Annotated in this window: 19 protein-coding genes; 7 read left to right on the forward strand and 12 right to left on the reverse strand. The window is 68.5% G+C overall.

Annotated elements, in window-relative coordinates; all coding sequences use genetic code 11:
• Positions 1-35: 35 nt before the first annotated feature.
• Genes E0H75_RS17305 through E0H75_RS17315 form a run of 3 tightly spaced genes read left to right on the forward strand, consistent with a single transcriptional unit; the run spans position 36 to position 3,776 of the window.
• Positions 36-1,283 (forward strand): ATP-grasp domain-containing protein, encoded by a 1,248-nt coding sequence (locus E0H75_RS17305; RefSeq protein ID WP_131514557.1) that lies wholly within the window; start codon positions 36-38, stop codon positions 1,281-1,283.
• The gene (locus E0H75_RS17310; protein ID WP_131514558.1) at positions 1,280-2,545 is read left to right on the forward strand and encodes an MFS transporter; all 1,266 of its coding nucleotides are present in this window, start codon (positions 1,280-1,282) and stop codon (positions 2,543-2,545) included. The genes E0H75_RS17305 and E0H75_RS17310 overlap by 4 nt, the downstream gene beginning before the upstream one ends.
• A complete protein-coding gene (locus E0H75_RS17315) occupies positions 2,538-3,776 on the forward strand; it encodes an ATP-grasp domain-containing protein (protein WP_131514559.1) in 1,239 nt (412 codons plus the stop codon). The genes E0H75_RS17310 and E0H75_RS17315 overlap by 8 nt, the downstream gene beginning before the upstream one ends.
• A gap of 45 nt (positions 3,777-3,821) precedes the next feature.
• Here E0H75_RS17315 and E0H75_RS17320 read toward each other — a convergent pair whose 3' ends face one another.
• From E0H75_RS17320 to hisD, 12 genes are all read right to left on the reverse strand, one after another.
• Positions 3,822-5,222, reverse strand: coding sequence for an alkaline phosphatase PhoX (locus E0H75_RS17320; RefSeq protein WP_131514560.1), 1,401 nt, complete (start codon positions 5,220-5,222; stop codon positions 3,822-3,824).
• Positions 5,223-5,359: 137 nt separating this feature from the next.
• Positions 5,360-6,661 (reverse strand): ABC transporter substrate-binding protein, encoded by a 1,302-nt coding sequence (locus tag E0H75_RS17325; RefSeq protein ID WP_131514561.1) that lies wholly within the window; start codon positions 6,659-6,661, stop codon positions 5,360-5,362.
• Between the two features lie 45 nt (positions 6,662-6,706).
• Positions 6,707-7,822 (reverse strand): branched-chain amino acid ABC transporter permease, encoded by a 1,116-nt coding sequence (locus E0H75_RS17330; RefSeq protein WP_131514562.1) that lies wholly within the window; start codon positions 7,820-7,822, stop codon positions 6,707-6,709.
• Positions 7,819-8,706, reverse strand: a complete 888-nt coding sequence (locus E0H75_RS17335; protein ID WP_131514563.1) for a branched-chain amino acid ABC transporter permease — start codon at positions 8,704-8,706, stop codon at positions 7,819-7,821. Before E0H75_RS17335 ends, E0H75_RS17330 begins: the two co-directional genes overlap by 4 nt.
• Entirely contained in the window at positions 8,703-10,559 is a 1,857-nt protein-coding gene (locus E0H75_RS17340) for an AMP-dependent synthetase/ligase (protein ID WP_238163079.1), read from the reverse strand. Before E0H75_RS17340 ends, E0H75_RS17335 begins: the two co-directional genes overlap by 4 nt.
• The gene (locus E0H75_RS17345; RefSeq protein WP_131514564.1) at positions 10,556-11,380 is read right to left on the reverse strand and encodes an ABC transporter ATP-binding protein; all 825 of its coding nucleotides are present in this window, start codon (positions 11,378-11,380) and stop codon (positions 10,556-10,558) included. Before E0H75_RS17345 ends, E0H75_RS17340 begins: the two co-directional genes overlap by 4 nt.
• Positions 11,377-12,162: an ABC transporter ATP-binding protein gene (locus tag E0H75_RS17350; RefSeq protein WP_131514565.1), complete on the reverse strand. Its 786-nt coding sequence runs from the start codon at positions 12,160-12,162 to the stop codon at positions 11,377-11,379. The genes E0H75_RS17345 and E0H75_RS17350 overlap by 4 nt, the downstream gene beginning before the upstream one ends.
• A gap of 189 nt (positions 12,163-12,351) precedes the next feature.
• Positions 12,352-13,767 carry a glutamate decarboxylase gene (gene gad / locus E0H75_RS17355; protein WP_238163080.1) on the reverse strand — a complete coding sequence of 472 codons (1,416 nt, stop codon included), beginning with the start codon at positions 13,765-13,767 and terminating at the stop codon, positions 12,352-12,354.
• A 98-nt stretch (positions 13,768-13,865) separates the two neighbouring features.
• Positions 13,866-14,507: an imidazole glycerol phosphate synthase subunit HisH gene (hisH, locus tag E0H75_RS17360; protein ID WP_131514566.1), complete on the reverse strand. Its 642-nt coding sequence runs from the start codon at positions 14,505-14,507 to the stop codon at positions 13,866-13,868.
• Positions 14,504-15,103: an imidazoleglycerol-phosphate dehydratase HisB gene (gene hisB / locus E0H75_RS17365; protein WP_131514567.1), complete on the reverse strand. Its 600-nt coding sequence runs from the start codon at positions 15,101-15,103 to the stop codon at positions 14,504-14,506. Before hisB ends, hisH begins: the two co-directional genes overlap by 4 nt.
• On the reverse strand, positions 15,100-16,218 hold the full coding sequence (locus E0H75_RS17370) for a histidinol-phosphate transaminase (protein WP_131514568.1): 1,119 nt from the start codon (positions 16,216-16,218) through the stop codon (positions 15,100-15,102). The genes hisB and E0H75_RS17370 overlap by 4 nt, the downstream gene beginning before the upstream one ends.
• Entirely contained in the window at positions 16,218-17,543 is a 1,326-nt protein-coding gene (gene hisD, locus E0H75_RS17375; protein ID WP_131514569.1) for a histidinol dehydrogenase, read from the reverse strand. Before hisD ends, E0H75_RS17370 begins: the two co-directional genes overlap by 1 nt.
• Positions 17,544-17,644: 101 nt before the next feature.
• Between hisD and E0H75_RS17380 the strand changes: the two genes are divergently transcribed.
• From E0H75_RS17380 to E0H75_RS17395, 4 genes are read left to right on the forward strand one after another with little or no spacing between them, the layout of a single operon-like run.
• Positions 17,645-18,313: an LON peptidase substrate-binding domain-containing protein gene (locus tag E0H75_RS17380; protein WP_131514570.1), complete on the forward strand. Its 669-nt coding sequence runs from the start codon at positions 17,645-17,647 to the stop codon at positions 18,311-18,313.
• A 51-nt stretch (positions 18,314-18,364) separates the two neighbouring features.
• Positions 18,365-19,192: an SDR family NAD(P)-dependent oxidoreductase gene (locus E0H75_RS17385; RefSeq protein ID WP_131514571.1), complete on the forward strand. Its 828-nt coding sequence runs from the start codon at positions 18,365-18,367 to the stop codon at positions 19,190-19,192.
• Positions 19,193-19,216: 24 nt separating this feature from the next.
• A complete protein-coding gene (locus tag E0H75_RS17390) occupies positions 19,217-19,453 on the forward strand; it encodes a ribbon-helix-helix domain-containing protein (RefSeq protein WP_131514572.1) in 237 nt (78 codons plus the stop codon).
• Positions 19,453-19,755, forward strand: a complete 303-nt coding sequence (locus tag E0H75_RS17395) for a type II toxin-antitoxin system PemK/MazF family toxin (RefSeq protein ID WP_131514573.1) — start codon at positions 19,453-19,455, stop codon at positions 19,753-19,755. Before E0H75_RS17390 ends, E0H75_RS17395 begins: the two co-directional genes overlap by 1 nt.
• Positions 19,756-19,851 lie beyond the last annotated feature (96 nt).

Here is a 19,851-nt window from a genome sequence, read left to right on the forward strand (position 1 = left end):
CACCGCGACAGGCGACCTGGTCAGGGAGGCCTGAGATGAACGAACGACCTCACCTGCTGGTGGTGGCCACCGGCATGCGGCTGTTCCGGGAGTACATCCTGCGGTCGATCGCACCGCAGTACCGGATCCACATGTTCCTGCACGCCGAGCCCACCTGGGAGACGGAGTACATCGAGAACTGGACCGTGCTGGACAGCACGCTCGACGCCGACGCTCTGGTCGCCGCGGCGAACGAACTCAACGACAAGGAGGCGATCGACGGCGTGCTGTGCTGGGACGAGGCACGCATCCTGCAGACCGCCCGCATCGCCGAAGCGCTCGGGCTGCCGGGCGGTGATGTCGCGATGGTGAACCGTTGCCGCGACAAGCACCTGACGCGTACGGCGCTCGCCGAGCACGGCATCCCGCAGCCGAAGTCGATCCTGGTGGCCACCGTCGACGAGGCACTGGCAGTCGCCGGCGACCTCGGCTACCCGGTGATCCTCAAGCCTCGCGCCCTGGCCGCCAGTCTCGGCGTGGTCAAGGTGAACTCGCCGGAGGAACTCGGGGCGAACTGGGCCTTCGCTCACGACACGACCGTGCCGGAGGCGCCGCACTACGACGTCAACGTGCTGGTCGAGGAGTTCGCCGACGGCTACGAGATCAGTATCGACGCGGCGATCTACCAGGGCCAGGTGACGCCGTTCTGCCTGGCCCGCAAGGAGATCGGCTACCCGCCGTACGCCGAAGAGATCGGGCACGTGGTGGATGCGGCGGATCCGTTGCTCGCCGATGACCAACTCCTGCAGGTGCTCGTCGATGCGCACAAGGCGATCGCGTTCACCGATGGCGTGACGCACACCGAGCTCATGATCACCGCCGACGGACCGAAGCTGATCGAGATCAACGCCCGGATCGGCGGCGACCTGATCCCGTACCTCGGTCTGCAGGCGACCGGTGTGGATCCGGGGCTGGCGGCGGCCGCGGTCGCGTGCGGGCGTCAGCCCCTGCTGCTGCCGGACCGCACCATGGTCGGCGGCGTCCGCTTCTTCTACGTGGACGAGGACGACACGGTGCTCGACTCCGTCGGCTTCGACTCCGACGGTCTGCCGGGCACGATCGACCAACTGGTGCCACTGATGGAGGTCGGCGCCACGACCAGCCCTCCGCCGGCGGGCACGCTGTGGGGCCGGATCGCCTACGCCACGACCGTCGCCACCACGGTGGACGACTGCCGCGCCGGACTCGACGCGGCGGAGAAGGCGCTGCGCTGGTCAGGCCATCCCAAGGAGCCGACGCCATGACGTCGACCGACGAGAGCACCGGCATCTGGGAGACCATCCGGGATGCTCCGGTGCCGGTGAAGGCGCTGCTGGTCGGCGTGTTCGTGAACAAGCTCGGCTGGTTCCTGCAGGTCTTCCTGGTGTTGTTCCTGACCACGTCGAAGGGGTTCACGCCGGTCCAGGCCGGCACCGCGCTCGGCGTGTACGGCGGTGGCTCGGTGATCGGCCTGATCATCGGCGGATCGCTGTCGGACCGGGTCGGGCCACGGGCCGCGGTGATGATCAGCATGTTCGGGATGGCGGGATTCGTCCTCGCGATCGCCTACGTACCGAGCTACACGGCCGTGGTGGTCGTGGTGGCGCTGGCCGGTGCGGTCGGCCAGTTCTACCGCCCGGCCTCGGCCGCCCTGCTGACCGAGCTGACACCGAAGAACCGGCAGGTGATGATCTTCGCGGTCTACCGGCTGGCCATGAACCTCGGTACGACGGCAGCGCCGCTGATCGGCGCCGCCCTCGTCGCGGTGTCCTGGAACCTGCTGTTCATCGGCGAAGCGGTCGCCGCACTGGCCTACGCGGCAGTGGCGATCGTCGCGCTGCCGAAGCGATCCGCAACCGCCGTTGAGCAAACCCCGGACGACCAGCCGTCGGCCGGCGGCTACGTCGCCGTACTGCGGGACTACAAGTACGTGCTGTTCCTGCTGTGCATGTTCATCAACGCGGCGATCTACATGCAGTACTTGGCCGTGCTGCCGCTGCACATGAAAGCGGACGGGCTGTCGACCTGGTGGTACAGCGCGATCGTCGCGCTCAACGGCTTCGTCGTGATCACCTGTGAGTTGCTCGTGACGAAGGTGGTGCAGAACCGACCGGCGAGAGTGGTCGCGATGACCGGTTTCGTACTGCTGGGCGGCGGCCTCGCGTTCTACGCCCTGCCCGGCGGGTTGGCGATCTTCGTGATCGGCACCCTGCTCTGGACACTGGCCGAGATCATCGGCGGCCCGACCATGTTCGCGTATCCAGGTATGGCCGCACCGAAGCCATTACTCGGCCGGTACGTCGGATCCGCGCACGCCATGTTCGGCCTCGGGTCCGCCCTTGGCCCGTTCCTCGGAGTGTGGGTGTGGAACACGTCCGGCAGCCAGGTCTGGGTGTGGTGCGGGCTGGCCGGCGCGATCGGCGTCGTCCTCGCGTACTTCGGCATGACGCCCACGACCGCCGAGGACACCAGCATCGACGCCACTCCGGCCGCGGAGCCGGAGCTTGTAGGAGGACAAGATGAGTAGCTACACGATCATCGTGGACCCGCTGTCCACGGGACAGGAATATCCGGCCGCGTTCCGCGAGGCCGGCCGGCTGCCGGTCGCCGTACTCAGTGCTTCCGAGCCCCCACCGGCCTACACGACGAGCTGGCATCCGGAGGACTTCGAGCACGTGCACTACTTCACCGGCGACGTACAGGCGCTCGTCGAGGAGCTGCGGCAGTACGAGCCGGAGTACCTGGTGCCTGGTGCGGAGAGCGGGGTCGAGCTGTGCGACCGGCTGATCGGGCTCCTGGCTCCCGGCACCGGCAACGTCCCGGAGCTGGCGCCGGCACGGCGGGACAAGTGGGAGATGGCGCAGGCGCTCGCGGCCGCGGGTGTACCGCGGTTGCGCCAGTTCCTGACCGCGGATCCGGTCGAGGCGGAGCGGTGGCTGAAGGAGAACGACCTGCTCGGCAAGCGGCTGGTGATCAAGCCGTCGAAGAGCGCCGCCGGCGACGAGGTGTACGTCGTCTTCGAGGACGGTGACTGGCGGGAGCGGTTCGACCGGGTCCTTGGCCGGACCAACAAGATGGGGCTGACCAACGACGCCGTCCTGATCCAGGAGTACGCCGAAGGAACGGAGTACCTGGTCGACACCTACAGCGTGGACGGGAAGCACGCACTGGTCGACGTGTGCCGCTACACGAAGGTCGGCCGGGGCGACAAGATCGGCATCTACCGGCGGATCGACTTCCTGGCCGAGGCCGACGCGGAGGTGCAGGCGCTGTGGCCGTACACCAGGGACGTGCTCGACGCGGTCGGCATCCGGGTCGGCTGCGGTCATGTCGAGGTGATGATGACGCCGGCCGGACCGCGGCTGATCGAGGTCGCGGCGCGGCCCGCCGGCGGTGGTCACCAGATGGTCAGCGACCTCGCCACCGGTGACAACCACATCAAGCGCACGGTGGCGCACCGGGTGCGCGGCGAGGTGCGGGACGGCTTCGACCTGGTCCAGCACCTACGCGGCATCTTCGTCATCGCACCGCGGGAGGGGTACTTCCGCAACCGCGAGATCTTCGACGACATCGAGTCGCTGAAGTCGTTCCACTGGATGAAGATCCTGTACGACGAGGACGCCGTCGTCCCCGAGACCGTGGATCTGTTCACCTGCCTGGCCTGGGTCATCCTGATCCACAGCGACCCGGCCACCCTCGACGCCGACTACCACCGGGTCCTGGAGATGGAGTCCGGCATCGTCATCACCACCGCCTGAAGCCGGCGGGGTATCCCTTGAAAACAAGGGATACCCCGCCGTTGCTCAGCGGCGACGGCGCCAGGGCCCGGTGACGGCGTAGGTGATGCCGGGGTTGTAGACGTTGAAGAACATCGTCCGGCCGTCGGCGGAGAAGCCGACGCCGGACAGTTCGCCGTACGCCGGCTCCTCCGGCGTGCCGAGGTTGACCCGGTTGCGGGCGAACTTGAACACCTGGCCGTCCTCGGTGGTACCGAGGATGTGCTGCTCACCGAGCCCGTCCTCGCACATCATCAGACCGCCGTACGGCGACATCGTGATGTTGTCGGGGGCATCGAACTCGGGGTCGTCCGAGCCGGGCTTCGGCCGGGTGAAGATCACCTCGAGGCGCAGCGTCCCCTTCCGCGGGTCGTACCGCCACACCTGCCCGTCGTGGTCCACCTTGGGACCCAGCTCCGTCCGGGCGAACGACGAGACGAAGTACACACAGCGGTCCCGGTCGCCCCACCAGCAGCCCTCGAGCTTGTAGCCGCCGGTGATCGGCTTCGCGTAGTCCTGCGCCCGGACCGACTCGGTCGTCGCCAGCGGGTCCGGAACCTTGACCCACTGCACGCCGTGGAACAACGTGCCGGCCTCCTGGACCACGGACAGGTCGGGCAGATCCGGGATGTGCATGGCCTGCAGTTCCCCGCCCGCCCGCAGCGTTCCCCAGCCGCCGCGTGGACGGTTCGGCAGGAAGCGGTAGAAGCCGCCGAGCGGCGCGACGAACGCGTCCTCGGTCTCGTACACGATCCCGGTGGACGGATCGATGGCCACCGCCTCGTGCTGGAACCGCCCCATCTCCTTCAGCGGGGTCGGGTTCACGTTGCGGCGGTCGTCGTACGGGTCGACCTCGAAGATGTAGCCGTGGTCCTTGGTGTAGCCGCTCTCGCCGGCCTTGAGCTCGGTCTCCTCGCAGGTCAGCCAGGTGCGCCACGGCGTGTGGCCGCCGGAGCAGTTGATCGCGGTGCCGCCGAGGCTGACGAACTCCTTGGTGGTGCCGTTGTGCCGGTCCACCGCCAGCGTGCTGGTGCCGCCGGCGCCGGCGGCGTCGTACGTCCGCTCGGCCGGGGCGACCACCTTGATCACCGATGTCGGACTGCACTCGTGGTTGCGGACGAGCCGGGTCCCGCCGTTGCGGTCCGGGAACACTCCCATGCCGTCGAACCGGCTCGGGATCTCCAGCCCGTCCGGCCGGACGGTGCCCTCGCGGGACAGGATCTTGTAGTCGAACCCGCGCGGCAGGTCGAGCATGCCGTCCGGGTCCTCGATCAGCGGGCCGTAGCCGATCTTCGGGCCGGAGGTGCCGAGCGCGGGTTGCGCGGTGTACAGCGCCTCGACCGAGCCGGCCAGGCTGACCGCCACGCCGGCCGCGGCGGCACGGCTGACGAACTGGCGTCGGGACAGGGGATTCGGATCAACGGACACGGTACGGCCTCCTCGGGGGCGGAAAAGATCTGCCGGTCATCGATGAACGTATGGTGAACGGCAGTCAACGACAAGGCGAACCGCGCGCCGAGGTACCCGCGGGTGTCAGACCCGCGGGTACGTCGACATTCAACGACCTACTGGTAACAGGGCTTGGTGAACTGGTACTTCTCGGCCGTCTTGCCGGTGAAGAAGTCCTTCTCCACCTTCACGCCGGTCGGCGCCGACGGGTCCACCTTGGAGATGATGCTGCTCCGGAACACCCGCTCGTCCGGCGTACCGCCGAACTTGCCGGCCTCCGCGGGCAGCATCCCCTCGTAGTCCACGGTCTCCAGCGACTTCACCGCGGCCAGCAACCCGGCGCGGGTGAGGTCCTTGGAGTCGACGGCCTTCTGCAGGGCCGCCTTCATCGGGTACGACCAGACCCAGCCGGCCGTGTAGCCGTCGTTCGGCGCGGCCTTGAACATCGCCTGGTCCAGCGCCCCGGCCAGCGCCTTGTGCCCCGGGGTGTCGGTGCCGTACGGCGCCCATGGTCCGGACTGCCGGTAGAGCGCGGTCAACGCGGGAGCGGCCGGGCTCTTCAGCAACGCCGCGTTCCAGGTGGGGCTGGTGCCGATGAACTGCCCCTTGAACCCGTTCTGGGCCGCTCCGCCGACGATCGTCGCCGCCTCGGTCGGGCCGGTCGACACGATGACCAGATCGGGCTTGGCCGCGAGCAGCTTCTGCACCGCCGCCCCCTGGTTCTCCTGGCCCGGCGCGGTCGGGATGTCGGTGAACGTCATCCCGTTGGCCTCGGCCGCGAGCTTGGTCCCGGCGGCGGCGTCGTCACCGTAGTCGCCCGGGAAGTGCACCGCGGCGACGGTCTTGGCCTTCAACGTCTCCGCCCCGAAGTCGACCGAGTTCATCGACTCGAAGCAGTAGTTCGTGCCCGACTCGAGGATGACGTCCTCGAACGCCCAGGCCGACGTCCACGACGCCGGTACGCTGACCACGTTGCTGGACTTCAGGTCGCCGAGGATGGCGGCCGTGGTCGGTGAACCGAGCGTCTGGGCCAGTCCCAGGACGTCGGGCTTGATCTCGGCGTACACCTCGTTGTGGGTCTGCGGGTTGTACTTGTTGTCCTTGACGAACTTCGTCACGTCGACCTCGAAGTCGCCGATCCCACCGGCCTTGTTGACCCGCTTCCAGAAGGCCTTCTGGGCCTCGGTGATCGGTACGCCGAGCGCCTTGAACGGCCCCTCGGTCAGGTCCGAGATCGACCCGAGGTAGATGCAGCCCTTGGCCGCGTCGACCGCGCCCGGGCACGGCTCGCTGGTGACCCCGACGTCGAACTTGACGCCCGAACCACCCTCCTGGGTCTCCGGGGCGTCGTTGCGGCACCCCACCAGCGCGGCCATCGCCGTTACCAGCGCGATGGCGATTCCCTTCCGAACGCTCATCGATACTCCTTCTCCGGCCGATCGGTGGCCCCAGGGCACGCGGGGTCAGTGCGAGAACGGCCACGACTTCCAGTAGGTGCGCAGCCGGTTCCAGATCCCGAACAGCCCACGCGGTTCGAAGATCAGGAAGCCGATGATCAACAGGCCGTACAGAATCGTCTCGACCTGGAAGACCGTGATGCCCCCGGAGCCGGAGCTGCTGCTGATGAACGGCAGCACGGCCGGAAGCTCGCGGGTGACCCGCGGTAGCAGCGTGATGAACAACGCGCCGAGCACCGATCCGGAGATGGTGGCGACGCCGCCGATCAGGATCATCGCGATGTACTGCACCGACAACGCGAGGTTGAAGGACCCGGGCTCGACGAACCCGATCATCACGTACAGCAGCGCGCCCGCGACGCCGGCGTAGAACGACGACACCGCGAACGCGATCAGCTTGTACCGGGTCACGTCGACGCCGATCACCTCGGCAGCCAGATCCCGGTCCCGGACCGCGGCCAGCGCCCGGCCGACCCTGGACCGGACGAGATTGCGGGCCAGTACGCCGAAGATCACCAGCAGCACGAGCATCAGCAGATAGAGCTTCTGTGCCTTCGTGAACACCTCCCCGTCGACCGCGAACTGGATCCCGAACAACTCCGGTACGGCGGCCGGACGGCCGACCCCGACTCCCCCGGTGAGGTGCTTCCAGTGCTTGAAGATGTGTTCCCCGATGAACACCAGGCCGAGCGTCACCACCGCCAGGTACAACCCGCGCAACCGGGCCGCCAACGGCGAGACGATCAGCCCGGCCAGACCGGCGACCAGACCGGCGCCGAGCAACCAGATCGGCACCGAGGTGATCCCGAAGCCGATCAGCCGGGTGCTGTCCGGATCACCCGAGATCGCCGCCGCGGTGTAGGCGCCGATCCCCAGGAAGAACGCGTGCCCGAGCGATACCTGCCCGCCGTACCCGGTGACGATGTTCAGGCCGATGGCACCGATCGAGGCGACACACGCAGTGGCCAGTACGACGAGCAGGTCGTCGGTGAGCAGGAACGGCAGGGCCACCGCGCCGATCGCCAGCACCAAGGTCCAGCCGCGCTTCGCCGAGGTGTTGAGCAACGCCATGTCCTGCCCGTAGGACAGGTAGAGCAGAGGCCGTCCGGTGCGCGCGGTCATATCCGCTCCACTTCCTTGGTCCCGAACAGGCCGTACGGTCTGACCAGCAGGACGAGCAGCATCAGCAGGTACGGCACAACCAGGAAGAAGTCGCCGCCGAAGATCGGGTGCAGGTCGCCGCCGTAGCTGCCGACGAGCGCCTCGACCACGCCGATCGAGAGTCCGGCGACCACCGCTCCACCGAGCGAGTCGAGACCACCGAGAATGATCACCGGCAGAGCCTTGAGGGCGGTCAGCCAAAGGTTCTGCTCGAGTCCGATGCCGGTCGACAGGAACACACCGGCCAGTCCGGCGAGGGCCGCCGCGAGCGCCCATGACAGCGAGAACACCCGCCCGACCGAGACGCCCTGCGCGAGCGCGACCTCCTGGTCCGACGACGCGGCCCGCATCGCCAGCCCGGTCCGCGACCAGCGGTAGAAGGCGAACAGCGCGGCGACCACGATCAGCGTCGTCACCAACGTCGCCAGGTGCCGCTGATCGACCTTCACCCCCAGTACGTCGACCTGCTGCAGACCCCACGGGTCGCCCATCTGACGGATGTCCAGACCGATGAACGCGTTCACCACCGTGCGGACCACGATGTCGACGCCCAGGGTGATGATCGCGATCACGAACACCGGTTTGCCGATCATCGGCCGCAGCGCCAGCCGCTCCACGCCGGCCCCGAGCAGCGCGGTCAGCAGCAGCGCGACCACGACGGCGAGGAAGAAGTTCATCGACAGCACGAAGTAGCTGACCAGTAGGGCGCCGGCCATCATGAAGGCCGGCTGGGCGAAGCTGATCACTCGCATCGACTTGTAGACGATGACGAATCCCAGTGCCAGCAGGGCATAGATCGACCCGTTGCCGAGTCCACGGACCACTGTGGCGACGAATTCGTTCACCGGGCATCACCCGCGTACATGGACTCGACCAGGTCGGCGAACGAGTTCGTGACGGCGCTGCGCTTGAGTTTCTGGGTCGCGGTCAGCTCGCCGTCCTCGTGATCCAGCAACTTCGGCAGCAGCCGGAACGACCGGACCTGCTCGACGGTGGCGAACCGGACGTTCACCTCGTCCACGACGGTCTGCACCAACGCGATCACCTCAGGCTTCGCGGACAGATCGCCGTACGTCGAATAGGGCAACCGGTGCAGTTGGGCCCAGTGGCCGACCGTGTCCGGTTCGATGCCGATCAGCGCGGCGAGGAACCTGCGGCGATCGCCGACCACGAGCGCCTCCTTGATGTACGGCGAGGCCTTCAGTGCGTTCTCGATCTCCGACGGCGCGACGTTCTTGCCGCCCGCGGTGATGATGATGTCCTTCATCCGGTCGGTGATGCGCAGGTGCGTGCCGTCGACCCACTCCCCCACGTCGCCGGTGTGCAGCCAGCCGTCCGGCTCGATCACGCCGGCGGTCGCGTCCGGGTCGTGCCAGTAGCCGGCGAACGTGCCCGGGTGCCGAGTCAGGATCTCGCCGGTGCTCTCGTCGATCCGCACCTCGACGCCATCGTGCGGCTCGCCGACCGTCCCGACCTTGACCCGGCCTGGCCGGTTCGCGGTCGCCACCGCGGTGTTCTCGGTCATGCCGTACACCTCGTGCATCGGCAGGCCGAGGCCCATGAAGAACCGCAGTACCTCGGGTGCGATCGGCGCGGCACCGGAGGCGGCGTACCGGACCTTGCGCAGGCCGAGCCGGTCCTTCAGTGCCCGGTAGCAGAACAGCCATCCGACGGCGTAGACCGCTCGGGACGCAGCAGTATGACGACCTCCGTTGGCCGCCAGTACGTCGCCGATCCAGTCGGCGCGGCGTAACCAGAAGCCACCGATCGCGCGTTTCACCGGATCGGCGGACTCGACCCGGATCTGCACCCCGGCCGCGATCTTCTCCCAGATCCGGGGTACGCCGAACAGGACGGTCGGCTGGACCTCGTGCAGGTTGGTAGCGACGGTCTCGATGGACTCGGCGAAGTGCACGCAGACACCGGCGCCGGCGCCGAACCAACCGCTGAAGATCCGTTCGGCGACATGGCACAACGGCAAGTAGGACAACACGCTGTCGCGGGGCGACGGTGGTGGTGCGGTGAAGCCGCCGCGCTCGATCAGTTCCTGGATGGCGAAGTCGACGTTCGCCGCTGTGAGCATCACGCCCTTCGGCGGGCCGGTGGTGCCGGAGGTGTAGATCAGCGTGACCACGTCATCCGCTCGCGACTCGTCCATGCGCTGGGTCACTGCCTGCGGGTGCGCCTGTCGATGCTTCTCGCCGAGGGCCAGGAAGTCGGGCCAGGCGAGCAGCCGCGGGTCGTCGTACCGGTTCCGGATCCCGCGGGGTTCGACGTACACGATGTGCGTCAGGTCGGGCAGGTCGTCGACGGCCACGGCTTTGTCGACCTGTTCCTGGTCCTCGGCGATCAAGACCTTCGCGCCCGAGTGGCGGAGCAGGTGGCCCACCTCGGCGACCGGGTTCGTCGGATAGAGACCGACCGTGGCGGCGCGGACGGCGACCGTACCGACGTCGGTGTAGAGCCACTCGCGCCGGTTCTCTGAATGGATCGCGACCCGGTCGCCCGGTTCGATGCCGAGGGCAAGCAAGCCGTGACCGACCAGCTCCGCGGTGTCCCAGTACCCCTGCCAGCTGACCTGCTGCCAGATGCCCAGATCCTTTTCCCGCAAGGCGATCAGGTCCGGCGACGCGACGGCACGATCCCGTACCCGGGTGGCGATCGTCGCCATCGTGACCGGAGCCGCGACCGTGGTCATGACCGCTCCACCACCCGGTGTTCCTCACCCAGGTAGGCCCGGACCACATCGGGGTCGGTGGCCACCTCCTTCGGCGTACCGGTGCGGATCGGCCGGCCGAAGTCGATCACCATGATCCGGTCGGCCAGATCCATCACCAGGCCCATGTCGTGCTCGACCATCACCATCGGCAGCCCGAGTTCGTCGCGGATGTCGAGGATGAACCGGGCCATGTCCTCGGTCTCCTCCAGGTTCATCCCGGCGACCGGCTCGTCCAGCAGCAACAGCTTCGGTTGCGAGGCCAGCGCCCGGCCGAGCTCGACCCGCTTCTGTACGCCGTACGGCAGCAGGCCGACCGGGAGTCGCCGCCACTGCGCCAGCTCGAGGAAGTCGACGATCTCCTCGACCGCCTCCCGGTTGGCCAGTTCGTTGCGACGGGCCTTGCCGATCCACCCGAGGGCCGCGAGGACGCCGTACGGGTGATGGAGGTGCCGGCCGAGCATCAGGTTGTCCAGCACGGTCAGGTTCGAGAACAGTTCGATGTTCTGGAAGGTCCGGGCGATGCCGAGCCGCGCGATCGTGTGCGGCCGGCGCCCGATCAGGTCCTCGTCACCGAACCGGACGGTGCCACGCTGCGGCCGGTAGACGCCGGACAGGACGTTGAAGATCGAGGTCTTGCCGGCGCCGTTGGGTCCGATCACCGCGAACAGTTCGCCCGGATCCACCTGGAAGGTCACACCGTTGAGAGCGGTCACCCCGTCGAACCCGAGCACGACGTCCTCGAAGTTGAGCACCGGTGCCGCGCGCGTGGTTTCTCCCGGCCTGGCCTCCGTCGCGGTCATGACAACCACCGCTTCCGGCGGCGGTAGTGCTTCACGTCGCGGAAGGACTTCGCCGAGCCTTCCGCGCCGAGGCCCAGATAGAACTCGCGGACGTCGCCGTCGGCGAGCAGATCGGCCGCGGGCTTGTCCATCACCATCGCGCCGTTCTCCAGCACGTAGCCGTGCTCGGCGATCGACAGCGCCATCGCCGCGTTCTGCTCGACCAGGAGCACGGTGGTGCCGTCCTGGTTGATCTGCACGATCACGTCCCGGATCTGATGCACGATCATCGGCGCCAGGCCGAGGCTCGGCTCGTCCAGCAGCAGGTACTTCGGATCGGACATCAGCGCCCGGCCGATCGCCAGCATCTGCTGCTCGCCACCGGACAGGTAGCCGGCCAGCGAGCGACGCCGATCGGCCAGCACCGGGAATAGTTGGTAGGTCCGGTCCAGATTGCTCCGGATCGAGCGCGGGCTGACGTGTCCCCCGATCCGCAGGTTGTCCTCGACGGTCAGGTCGGACAGGATCCGCCGCCCCTCCATCACCTGTTTGATGCCCAGGGCAGCGATCCGGCTGGCGCCGTAGGAATGGATCGGCTCACCGTCGAGAGTGATCGAGCCGCGCCGGACCTCGCCGTCATGGACGTCGAGCAGGCCGGACAGCGCGCGCAGCAGGGTCGACTTGCCGGCGCCGTTCGCCCCCAGCAGGGCGACGATCCGTCCCTGCGGGACCTCGAGGCCGACGCCCCGCAGCACCAGCATCACGTCGTCGTAGACGACCTCGAGGTTCTTCGCCGCCAGCACCCGGCCTCCCGGATCCCCGATGGTTCGCAACCGCTCTGGCGAGTGAGTGTGACACCACCGCTGACATCCGTGAAGGCCTGGCAGCCCGGAAATCGGACACTGTGACCCAAACCGTGATCCCCGGTCAGGAGTAAAACCAGCTATGCAACTGGTATTGCGCCGCCGATCCGCTGCGGGTGCGCTTCCTCGTCAGTGATGGAAGCCGGCGGGCGCCCGCTCCGGTGGCATCGGAGCCACCAGCCCGTCGAGCCAGTCGACCGCGACCCGCAGGTCGCGCAGGAACAACTCGGCCATGTCGTGACTGAACCCGTTCCGCACGACCACGCGCAGGACGACCAGATCCTCCCGGTTCGGGGGCATCGTGTACGCCGGCACCAGCCAGCCCCGCTCGCGCAGCTTCCGGGACACGTCGTACGCGGTGTACTTCGTGACACCGTCGGCCATCCGGAACGCGAACACCGGCAGGTCCCGACCGTCCGAGACCAGCTCGAACTCGGGCATCTTGTTGATCGCGTCGCTGAGGTGTACGGCGACGTCCTGGCAGGTCTGCTGGATCCGCCGGTAGCCGTCCCGGCCGAGCCGGAGGAACTGGAAGTACTGCAGCAGCACCTGCGCACCGGGCCGGGAGAAGTTCAGCGCGAACGTCGGCATGTCCCCGCCCAGGTAGTTCACCTTGAAGACCAGTTCCTCGGGCAGGTTCGCGCTGTGCCGCCACAGCACCCAGCCGACGCCCGGATAGACCAGCCCGTACTTATGACCGGACGCCTGGATCGAGGCGACCCGGGGCAGCCGGAAGTCCCAGGCCAGATCGGGCTGGATGAACGGAGCCACGAAACCACCGGAGGCCGCGTCGACGTGCACCGGCACGGACAAGCCGGTCCGCTCCTCCAGGTCGTCCAGTGCGGCGCAGATCTCCGCGACCGGCTCGTAGCTGCCTTCCATCGTCGAGCCGAGCACCGCGACGACGCCGATGGTGTTCTCGTCCACGGCGCGAACGGCCCGGTCGGCGGTCAGGTAGAGGTTGTCGCCCTCGAGCGGCACGTACCGCGGCTCGACGTCCCAGTACTCGGCGAACTTCTCCCACACGACCTGCACGTTCTGGCCCATCACGAGGTTGGGCCGGTCGGTGGGCAGACCCGCGGCGCGGCGGGCATGCTGCCAGCGCCGTTTGAGGGCGAGTCCGCCCAGCATGCAGCCCTCCGAGCTACCCGTCGTCGACGTCCCGATCGCGTCGGCCGTGTCGGGCGCGTTCCACAGGTCGGCCAGCATCAGCACGCAGCGGCTCTCGATCTCCGCCGTCTGCGGGTACTCGTCCTTGTCGACCATGTTCTTGTCGACCGTCTCGGCGTACAGCCGGTCCGCCTCGTCGTCCATCCACGTGGTCACGAACGTGGCCAGGTTGAACCGGGCGTTGCCGTCCAGCATGACCTCGTCCCGGACGATCTGGTACGCCGACTGCGGCAGCATCTCGTCGCCCGGCATCCGGTCCTTCGGGACCGCAAGGACGGTGTCCCTGGTGAACCGGGGAACGACCGCCCGATCGCCGGTGTCCGGATTCTTCGTGCTGTGGATCCCGCCCATCGCCGACCCGCCCCCTCCGATCACGACGGCAGGCTTGCCGCCGCAACCCATCCCATCCCGCGGCGACCGGAGTTGTCCTCACCCGCTCCGAGTGAGGCACACGCTGTACGCCGCAGGTGCGGTCAGAGTGAGCGGACCCAGTTCGCCAGCAGGGCGGCGCCGGCGTCGCCGGACTTCTCGGGGTGGAACTGGGTGGCCGTGAGCGGTCCGTTCTCGACCGCGGCGACGAACCGGTCGTCGCCGTACGACGTCCAGGTCACCAGCGGGGCCACCGACTCGCGCGCATCGGTCAGCCGCCACTCGCGGACGCCGTACGAATGGACGAAGTAGAAGCGTTCCTTCTCGATGCCGTCGAACAGTGCGGTGCCGGAGGGTACGTCGACCGTGTTCCAGCCCATGTGCGGGACCGGCTCGTCGTGCTGGGGCCTCAGCCGCTCGACCGTGCCGGGCCACTGCTCGCAGCCCTCGGTCTCGACGCCGTGCTCGATACCACGAGCGAACAGGATCTGCATGCCGACGCAGATCCCGAGCACCGGGCGCGCGCCGGTCAGCCGGCGGTCGACCACCACGTCACCGCGAACGGACTTGAGCCCGGTCATGCAGGCCTCGAACGCTCCGACGCCCGGGACGAGCAGACCGTCGGCGTTCAGCGCCTCGTCGAAGTCGGACGTGACGGTCACATCCGCGCCGACGCGCTGTAGGGCCCGCTCCCCCGAGCGGATGTTGCCTGATCCGTAGTCGAGCAGCACGACCTTCTTGCTCACAGAGCGCCCTTGGTCGACGGAATCCCCGGCTGCCGCGGGTCGAGCTCGGCCGCCGCGCGCAGCGCCCGGGCGAACGCCTTGAACTGCGCCTCGACGATGTGGTGCGGGTCGCGGCCGGACAGCACCCGGATGTGGATGCAGATCGCGGCGTTGAACGCGAGCGTCTCGAACACGTGCCGGGTCAGCGAACCGGCGTAGTCGCCGCCGATGATCGCGTACACCTGACCGTCGGGCTCGCCGGTGTGGACGCAGTACGGCCGGCCGGACAGGTCCACCGTGCAGTGCACCAGCGCCTCGTCCAGCGGCACCGTCGCGTCGCCGAAGCGCCTGATCCCCCGCTTGTCGCCGAGAGCCTCCTTCAAGGCTTGGCCGATGCCGATCGCGGTGTCCTCGACCGTGTGGTGCGCGTCGATCTCGAGGTCGCCGACCGTGTTCACGTGCAGGTCGAGCAGCGCGTGCTTGGCCAGCGCGTTGAGCATGTGGTCGTAGAACCCGACGCCGGTCGAGATCTCGGCCCGGCCCTCGCCGTCGATGTTCAGCTCGACCAGGACCTTGGACTCACTGGTCTCCCGATCGATCCGCGCGATCCGGCTCATGTCAACCTTCCTACGTCAGTCTTCAGAACGCGCTCGAGTGAAGCGCGGAATGCGGCCATCTCGGCGCCGGTGCCGATGGAGACCCGCAGCCAGCCGTCCGGCCCGGTCTCGCGGATCAGTACGCCGTCGTCCAGCAGCGACTGCCAGACCGCGTGCCGGTCGGCGAACGTGCCGAACAGGACGAAGTTCGCGTCCGAGTCGACCGCGCGCAGGCCCTGTGCCCGCAGCCAGTCGACCGTCTCGTCGCGCTCCACGCGCAACTGCTCGACCCGGCCGAGCAGCTCGTCGGAGTGTCGCAGTGCTGCCCGCGCGACCGCCTGCGTCACCGCGGACAGGTGGTACGGCAGCCGCACGATCCGCAGCGCGTCCACCAACTGCTTGCTCGCGGCAAGGTATCCGACCCGGCCGCCGGCCAGCGCGAACGCCTTCGACATCGTCCGCGCCACCGCGAGATTCGGGTACGACGGCAGCAGCGTCACCGCACTCGGAGTCCCGGTACGGCGGAACTCGGCGTACGCCTCGTCGACCACCAGCACCGATCCGACCGCGGCGGACCGGGCGGCGATCGCCTCGACCACGTCGATCGGCAGCGCCGTCCCGGTCGGGTTGTTCGGCGAGGCGAGCAGCACGACGGACGGGTGATGCCGGGAGATCGCGGCCAGCGCCTTGCTCGGGTCGAGGGTGAAGTCCTCGGCCCGGCGACCGGTCACCCAGGCCGTGTTGGTGTCCCGCGCGTACTCCGGATACATCGAGTACGTCGGCGCGAACGAGAGCGCCGTACGTCCTGGTCCGCCAAAGGCCTGCAGGATGTGCAGCATGACCTCGTTGGAGCCGTTGGCCGCCCAGACCTGCTCGGCGGTCAGTTGCGCGCCGGACTCCCGGCCCAGGTACGCCGCGAGATCCGCGCGCAGGTCGAGGAACTCGCGGTCCGGGTAGCGGTTCAGGCCGCGGGCCGCCTCGGTGACCGACGCGGCGATGTCGGCGACGGTCTCCTCGCTCGGCGGATACGGGTTCTCGTTGACGTTGAGCAACACCGGCACGTCGAGTTGCGGGGCGCCGTACGGCTCGAAACTCTTCAGCTCGTCGCGGAGCGGCAGCCCGTCGAAGGCGCCCATCAGCCCTCCCCGGGGAATCGCACCGACACCGCGGCGCCGTGGGCCGGAAGATCCTCGGCGTGCGCCAGCGCGACCACGTGGCCGGCCACCTCCTGGAGCGCGTCGCGCGAGTAGTTCACGACGTGCATCGCCTTCAGGAAGCTGCGCACGGACAGGCCGGACGAGTGACAGGCACAGCCGGCGGTCGGGAGAACGTGATTGGACCCGGCGCAGTAGTCGCCCAGCGAGACCGGCGACCAGCCGCCGACGAAGATCGCGCCGGCGTTGGTGATCAGCCCGGCCCGCTCTTCCGCGTCCGCGGTCTGGATCTCCAGGTGCTCGGCGGCGTACGCATTGACCACCGCGGTGCCCTGGTCCAGATCGTTTACGAGTACGACGGCCGACTGCTGACCGTTGAGCGCTTCGGTGACCCGGTCCTGGTGCTTGGTCTTCGCGATCTGCACCGACAGCTCGGCCTCCACCTTGGTTGCCAGCTCCTCCGAAGGCGTCACCAGCACGCTGGCGGCCATCGGGTCGTGCTCGGCCTGGCTGATCAGATCGGCGGCGACGTGCTGCGGGTCCGCCGTGTCGTCGGCGAGGATCGCGATCTCCGTCGGGCCGGCCTCGGAGTCGATGCCGACCTCACCCAGCAGGAACCGCTTGGCCGCGACCACATAGATGTTGCCGGGACCCGTGATCAGGTTGACCTTGCGGCACCCGTCGAAGCCGTACGCGAATCCGGCGATCGCCTGCGCGCCGCCCATCGCGTACACCTCTTCGATCCCGAGCAGCGCACACACCGCAAGCACAGTCGGGTGCGGCAAGCCGCCGAAATCCTTCTGCGGTGGGGATGCGACAGCCAGCGACGGGACGCCGGCGACCTGCGCCGGTACGACGTTCATCACCACGCTGGACGCCAGCGGCGCGCGGCCGCCGGGTACGTACAGCCCGACGCGCTGGACCGGGACGAACCGCTGTGTCACCCGCCCGCCGGGCGCGGGCTCGGAGGCGATGTCGGCGGTGAGCTCGTCCTGGCTGACCTCGCGGACCCGGCGGATCGACTCCTCGAACGCCGCACGGACCTCGGGGTCGAGCTCCTCCAGCGCGGTCTTCAGCGCCTCGGCCGGGACGCGGACCTCGTCGACCCGCACATGGTCGAACTTCTCGCCGTACTCCTTGATCGCCTCGAGTCCACGATGGCGGACGTCCAGACAGATCGGTCGGACGACGTCGAGAGCCTTCTCGACGTCGAACACGGCTCGGGGGACGAGGGCATGCACTTCGGCTTGGAGGTCGGACACCTCTCCGGCCGCCACTCGGCCCCGCAGGTCGACGCGGCGAATCATGGCTTCAGTCTAGTGGTGACGGCCCGCCGTCCTTGCGCCCTATCCACCACGCGGCCGATCACGGGCCGTGATCGGGGTGATCGTCCACTACGCTCGACAGCATGGACTCCCGCCTGCCGCTGCTCACTGTCGAGACGGTGATCTTCCCCGGGCTGGTGCTCCCCATTCCGGTCACCGATGTCCAGGGCCGCGCGGTCGTCCGCGACCTGGTCGAGAACGGCGGTGAACTCGTCTGCGGCGCGCTGGCCGTCCGGGACGGGTACGAGCTGGGTGAGCGGGTGTTCCGGTCGCTCTACGGGACCGGTTGTGCGGCGACGATCTCCGAGATCACTCTCGATGCCGACGACGACGGACCGGTCGAGCTCACCCTCACCGGCAACCGCCGGTTCAAGGTGGCCGAGCTGGACGGCGGCGGCGACTACCTGGTCGCGGACGTCGAGTGGCTCGACGAGGAGCTGGGCGACGACCCCCTCGGTACGGCGACCATCGCGATCGAGCGGTTCCGCCGGTACGCCGCGGCCGTCACCGAGATCAGCCGCCCGGGTCTGCACATCGGCGAGCTGCCGGACGACCCGAACACGCTGTCGTACCTGATGTCGGCTGCGATGACTCTGCTCACCCCGGACCGGCAGAAATTGCTCGAGGCCACCGACACCACCGCCCGGCTGGCCCAGCTCGTCGGCCTCCTCGACACCGAGCTCGCCGCCATCGCCGCGCTCCCCTCGCTGCCCGACACCGACCTCAGCTGGTCGACAATGTCGCCGAACTGACCCCCGCCGGGGTTCTAGTAGTCCCAGGGGATCTTCTTGAAGGGGCTGGGGATGGACGGGAAATACGTACTGATCACCGGGGGAACCAACGGAATCGGGCTGGCGGCCGCCCGCGAGCTGAGTCAGCAGGGCGCCCGCATCGGGCTCGTGGCGCGGAATCGGGCGAAGGCCGAGAAGGTCGCGGCGGACCTCGGCGGGGCGGACGTCTTCGAGGCCGATCTGACCTCCCAGGCCTCGATCCGGACGATGGTCGCCGACGTGGTGGTCCGGGCGCCGGTCATCGACGTCCTGGTGAACAACGCCGGCGCGATCTACGGCTCCCACCAGCTCTCCTCGGAAGGGATCGAGCTGACCTGGGCCTTGAACGTGCTCGCGCCGTACCTGATCACCAATCTCCTGACTGACCGCCTCGCCGCCGGCGGCCGGGTGATCATGACCGTCTCGGACGAGCACGCGAAGGCGAAGCGCATCGACTTCGACGACCTGGCCGGCGAGCGGTTCTACTCCACCACCGCCCGGATGACCGGCGGCCCGCTGCGCCGGTACGGCGAGACGAAGCTCGCGACGATCCTGCTCACCGCGGAACTGGCCCGGCGCGGGGTTCCGGCGTACTCGTTCGAGCCTGGGCTCGTCTCCACCGGCTTCAACACCAACAACGGCCGGCTGATGAAGGCGATGATGGCGATGACCAAGCCGTTCGCCAAGACACCGGAGCAGGGCGCCGAGACGCTGGTATGGCTGGCGGCGGGAGCTGAAGCCGAGGCCGGCGGCTACTACTCGGACAAGAAACTCACCCAGCCTTCCGCTGCGGCCCAGGATCGGGCGACCGCCGAGCGGCTGTGGCAGACGTGCGTGGAGCAGACTGCCCTACCGAAGTGAATCCCAGCGCGGTATGGTTCTGGTATGAGCAAGCAGATCACCGTGCGGTTGCCGGATGAGCTCGTCGACTTCATGGACGAGTTGGTGGCGACCGACAAGGCAACGAGCCGGGCGTCCGTGGTCGCCCGGGCGATGGAGCGCGAGCGCCGCCGCGAGCTGGCCGCCCGCGACCTCGCGATCCTGACCGAGCACGGCGACTACCCCGACCTGGAGGGCCTGGCCCCCGCGGCCGCCGGCACCGTGCTCACCGACCTCGACTGATGCGGCCACTCCACATCGCCCGGCTCGACAAACCGCGGCCGGTCGTGGTCCTGACGCGCGAGCTCATCCGCCCACGCCTCACCAACGTGACAGTCGCACCGATCACCAGCACGATCCGCGGCCTGTCCACCGAGGTACTGGTCGGCCCGGAGAACGGGCTCGACCACCAGAGCGCGATCTCCTGCGACAACATCCAGACCATCCCGAGGGTCCAGCTCGGCCGCCTGATCGGCTACCTCCACCCCGACCAGGAACCTGCCCTGGCCGAGGCCATTAATCTCGCCTTCGACCTCGAGCTCTAACCCCGCCCGCCCCCGCACACCACACCCGCCCCCGACACGGCCCGTCCCGGCACACCCCAGCCCAGACGCGCCCGCTCTTCCCCGCGCATTCGAGCG

This window comes from Kribbella capetownensis, from assembly GCF_004331485.1.
In the GTDB taxonomy this organism is placed as follows: domain Bacteria; phylum Actinomycetota; class Actinomycetes; order Propionibacteriales; family Kribbellaceae; genus Kribbella; species Kribbella capetownensis.

What these genes read in the sequence shown, in the direction of transcription:
- hisB (WP_131514567.1), bottom strand. Translation starts at nt 15,103, where the DNA reads ATGAGCCGGATCGCGCGGATCGATCGGGAGACCAGTGAGTCCAAGGTC.
- hisD (WP_131514569.1), bottom strand. Translation starts at nt 17,543, where the DNA reads ATGATTCGCCGCGTCGACCTGCGGGGCCGAGTGGCGGCCGGAGAGGTG.
- E0H75_RS17370 (WP_131514568.1), bottom strand. Translation starts at nt 16,218, where the DNA reads ATGGGCGCCTTCGACGGGCTGCCGCTCCGCGACGAGCTGAAGAGTTTC.
- E0H75_RS17345 (WP_131514564.1), bottom strand. Translation starts at nt 11,380, where the DNA reads ATGACCGCGACGGAGGCCAGGCCGGGAGAAACCACGCGCGCGGCACCG.
- E0H75_RS17385 (WP_131514571.1), top strand. Translation starts at nt 18,365, where the DNA reads ATGGACGGGAAATACGTACTGATCACCGGGGGAACCAACGGAATCGGG.
- E0H75_RS17310 (WP_131514558.1), top strand. Translation starts at nt 1,280, where the DNA reads ATGACGTCGACCGACGAGAGCACCGGCATCTGGGAGACCATCCGGGAT.
- E0H75_RS17315 (WP_131514559.1), top strand. Translation starts at nt 2,538, where the DNA reads ATGAGTAGCTACACGATCATCGTGGACCCGCTGTCCACGGGACAGGAA.
- E0H75_RS17325 (WP_131514561.1), bottom strand. Translation starts at nt 6,661, where the DNA reads ATGAGCGTTCGGAAGGGAATCGCCATCGCGCTGGTAACGGCGATGGCC.
- E0H75_RS17390 (WP_131514572.1), top strand. Translation starts at nt 19,217, where the DNA reads ATGAGCAAGCAGATCACCGTGCGGTTGCCGGATGAGCTCGTCGACTTC.
- E0H75_RS17305 (WP_131514557.1), top strand. Translation starts at nt 36, where the DNA reads ATGAACGAACGACCTCACCTGCTGGTGGTGGCCACCGGCATGCGGCTG.
- E0H75_RS17330 (WP_131514562.1), bottom strand. Translation starts at nt 7,822, where the DNA reads ATGACCGCGCGCACCGGACGGCCTCTGCTCTACCTGTCCTACGGGCAG.
- E0H75_RS17340 (WP_238163079.1), bottom strand. Translation starts at nt 10,559, where the DNA reads ATGACCACGGTCGCGGCTCCGGTCACGATGGCGACGATCGCCACCCGG.
- E0H75_RS17380 (WP_131514570.1), top strand. Translation starts at nt 17,645, where the DNA reads ATGGACTCCCGCCTGCCGCTGCTCACTGTCGAGACGGTGATCTTCCCC.
- E0H75_RS17395 (WP_131514573.1), top strand. Translation starts at nt 19,453, where the DNA reads ATGCGGCCACTCCACATCGCCCGGCTCGACAAACCGCGGCCGGTCGTG.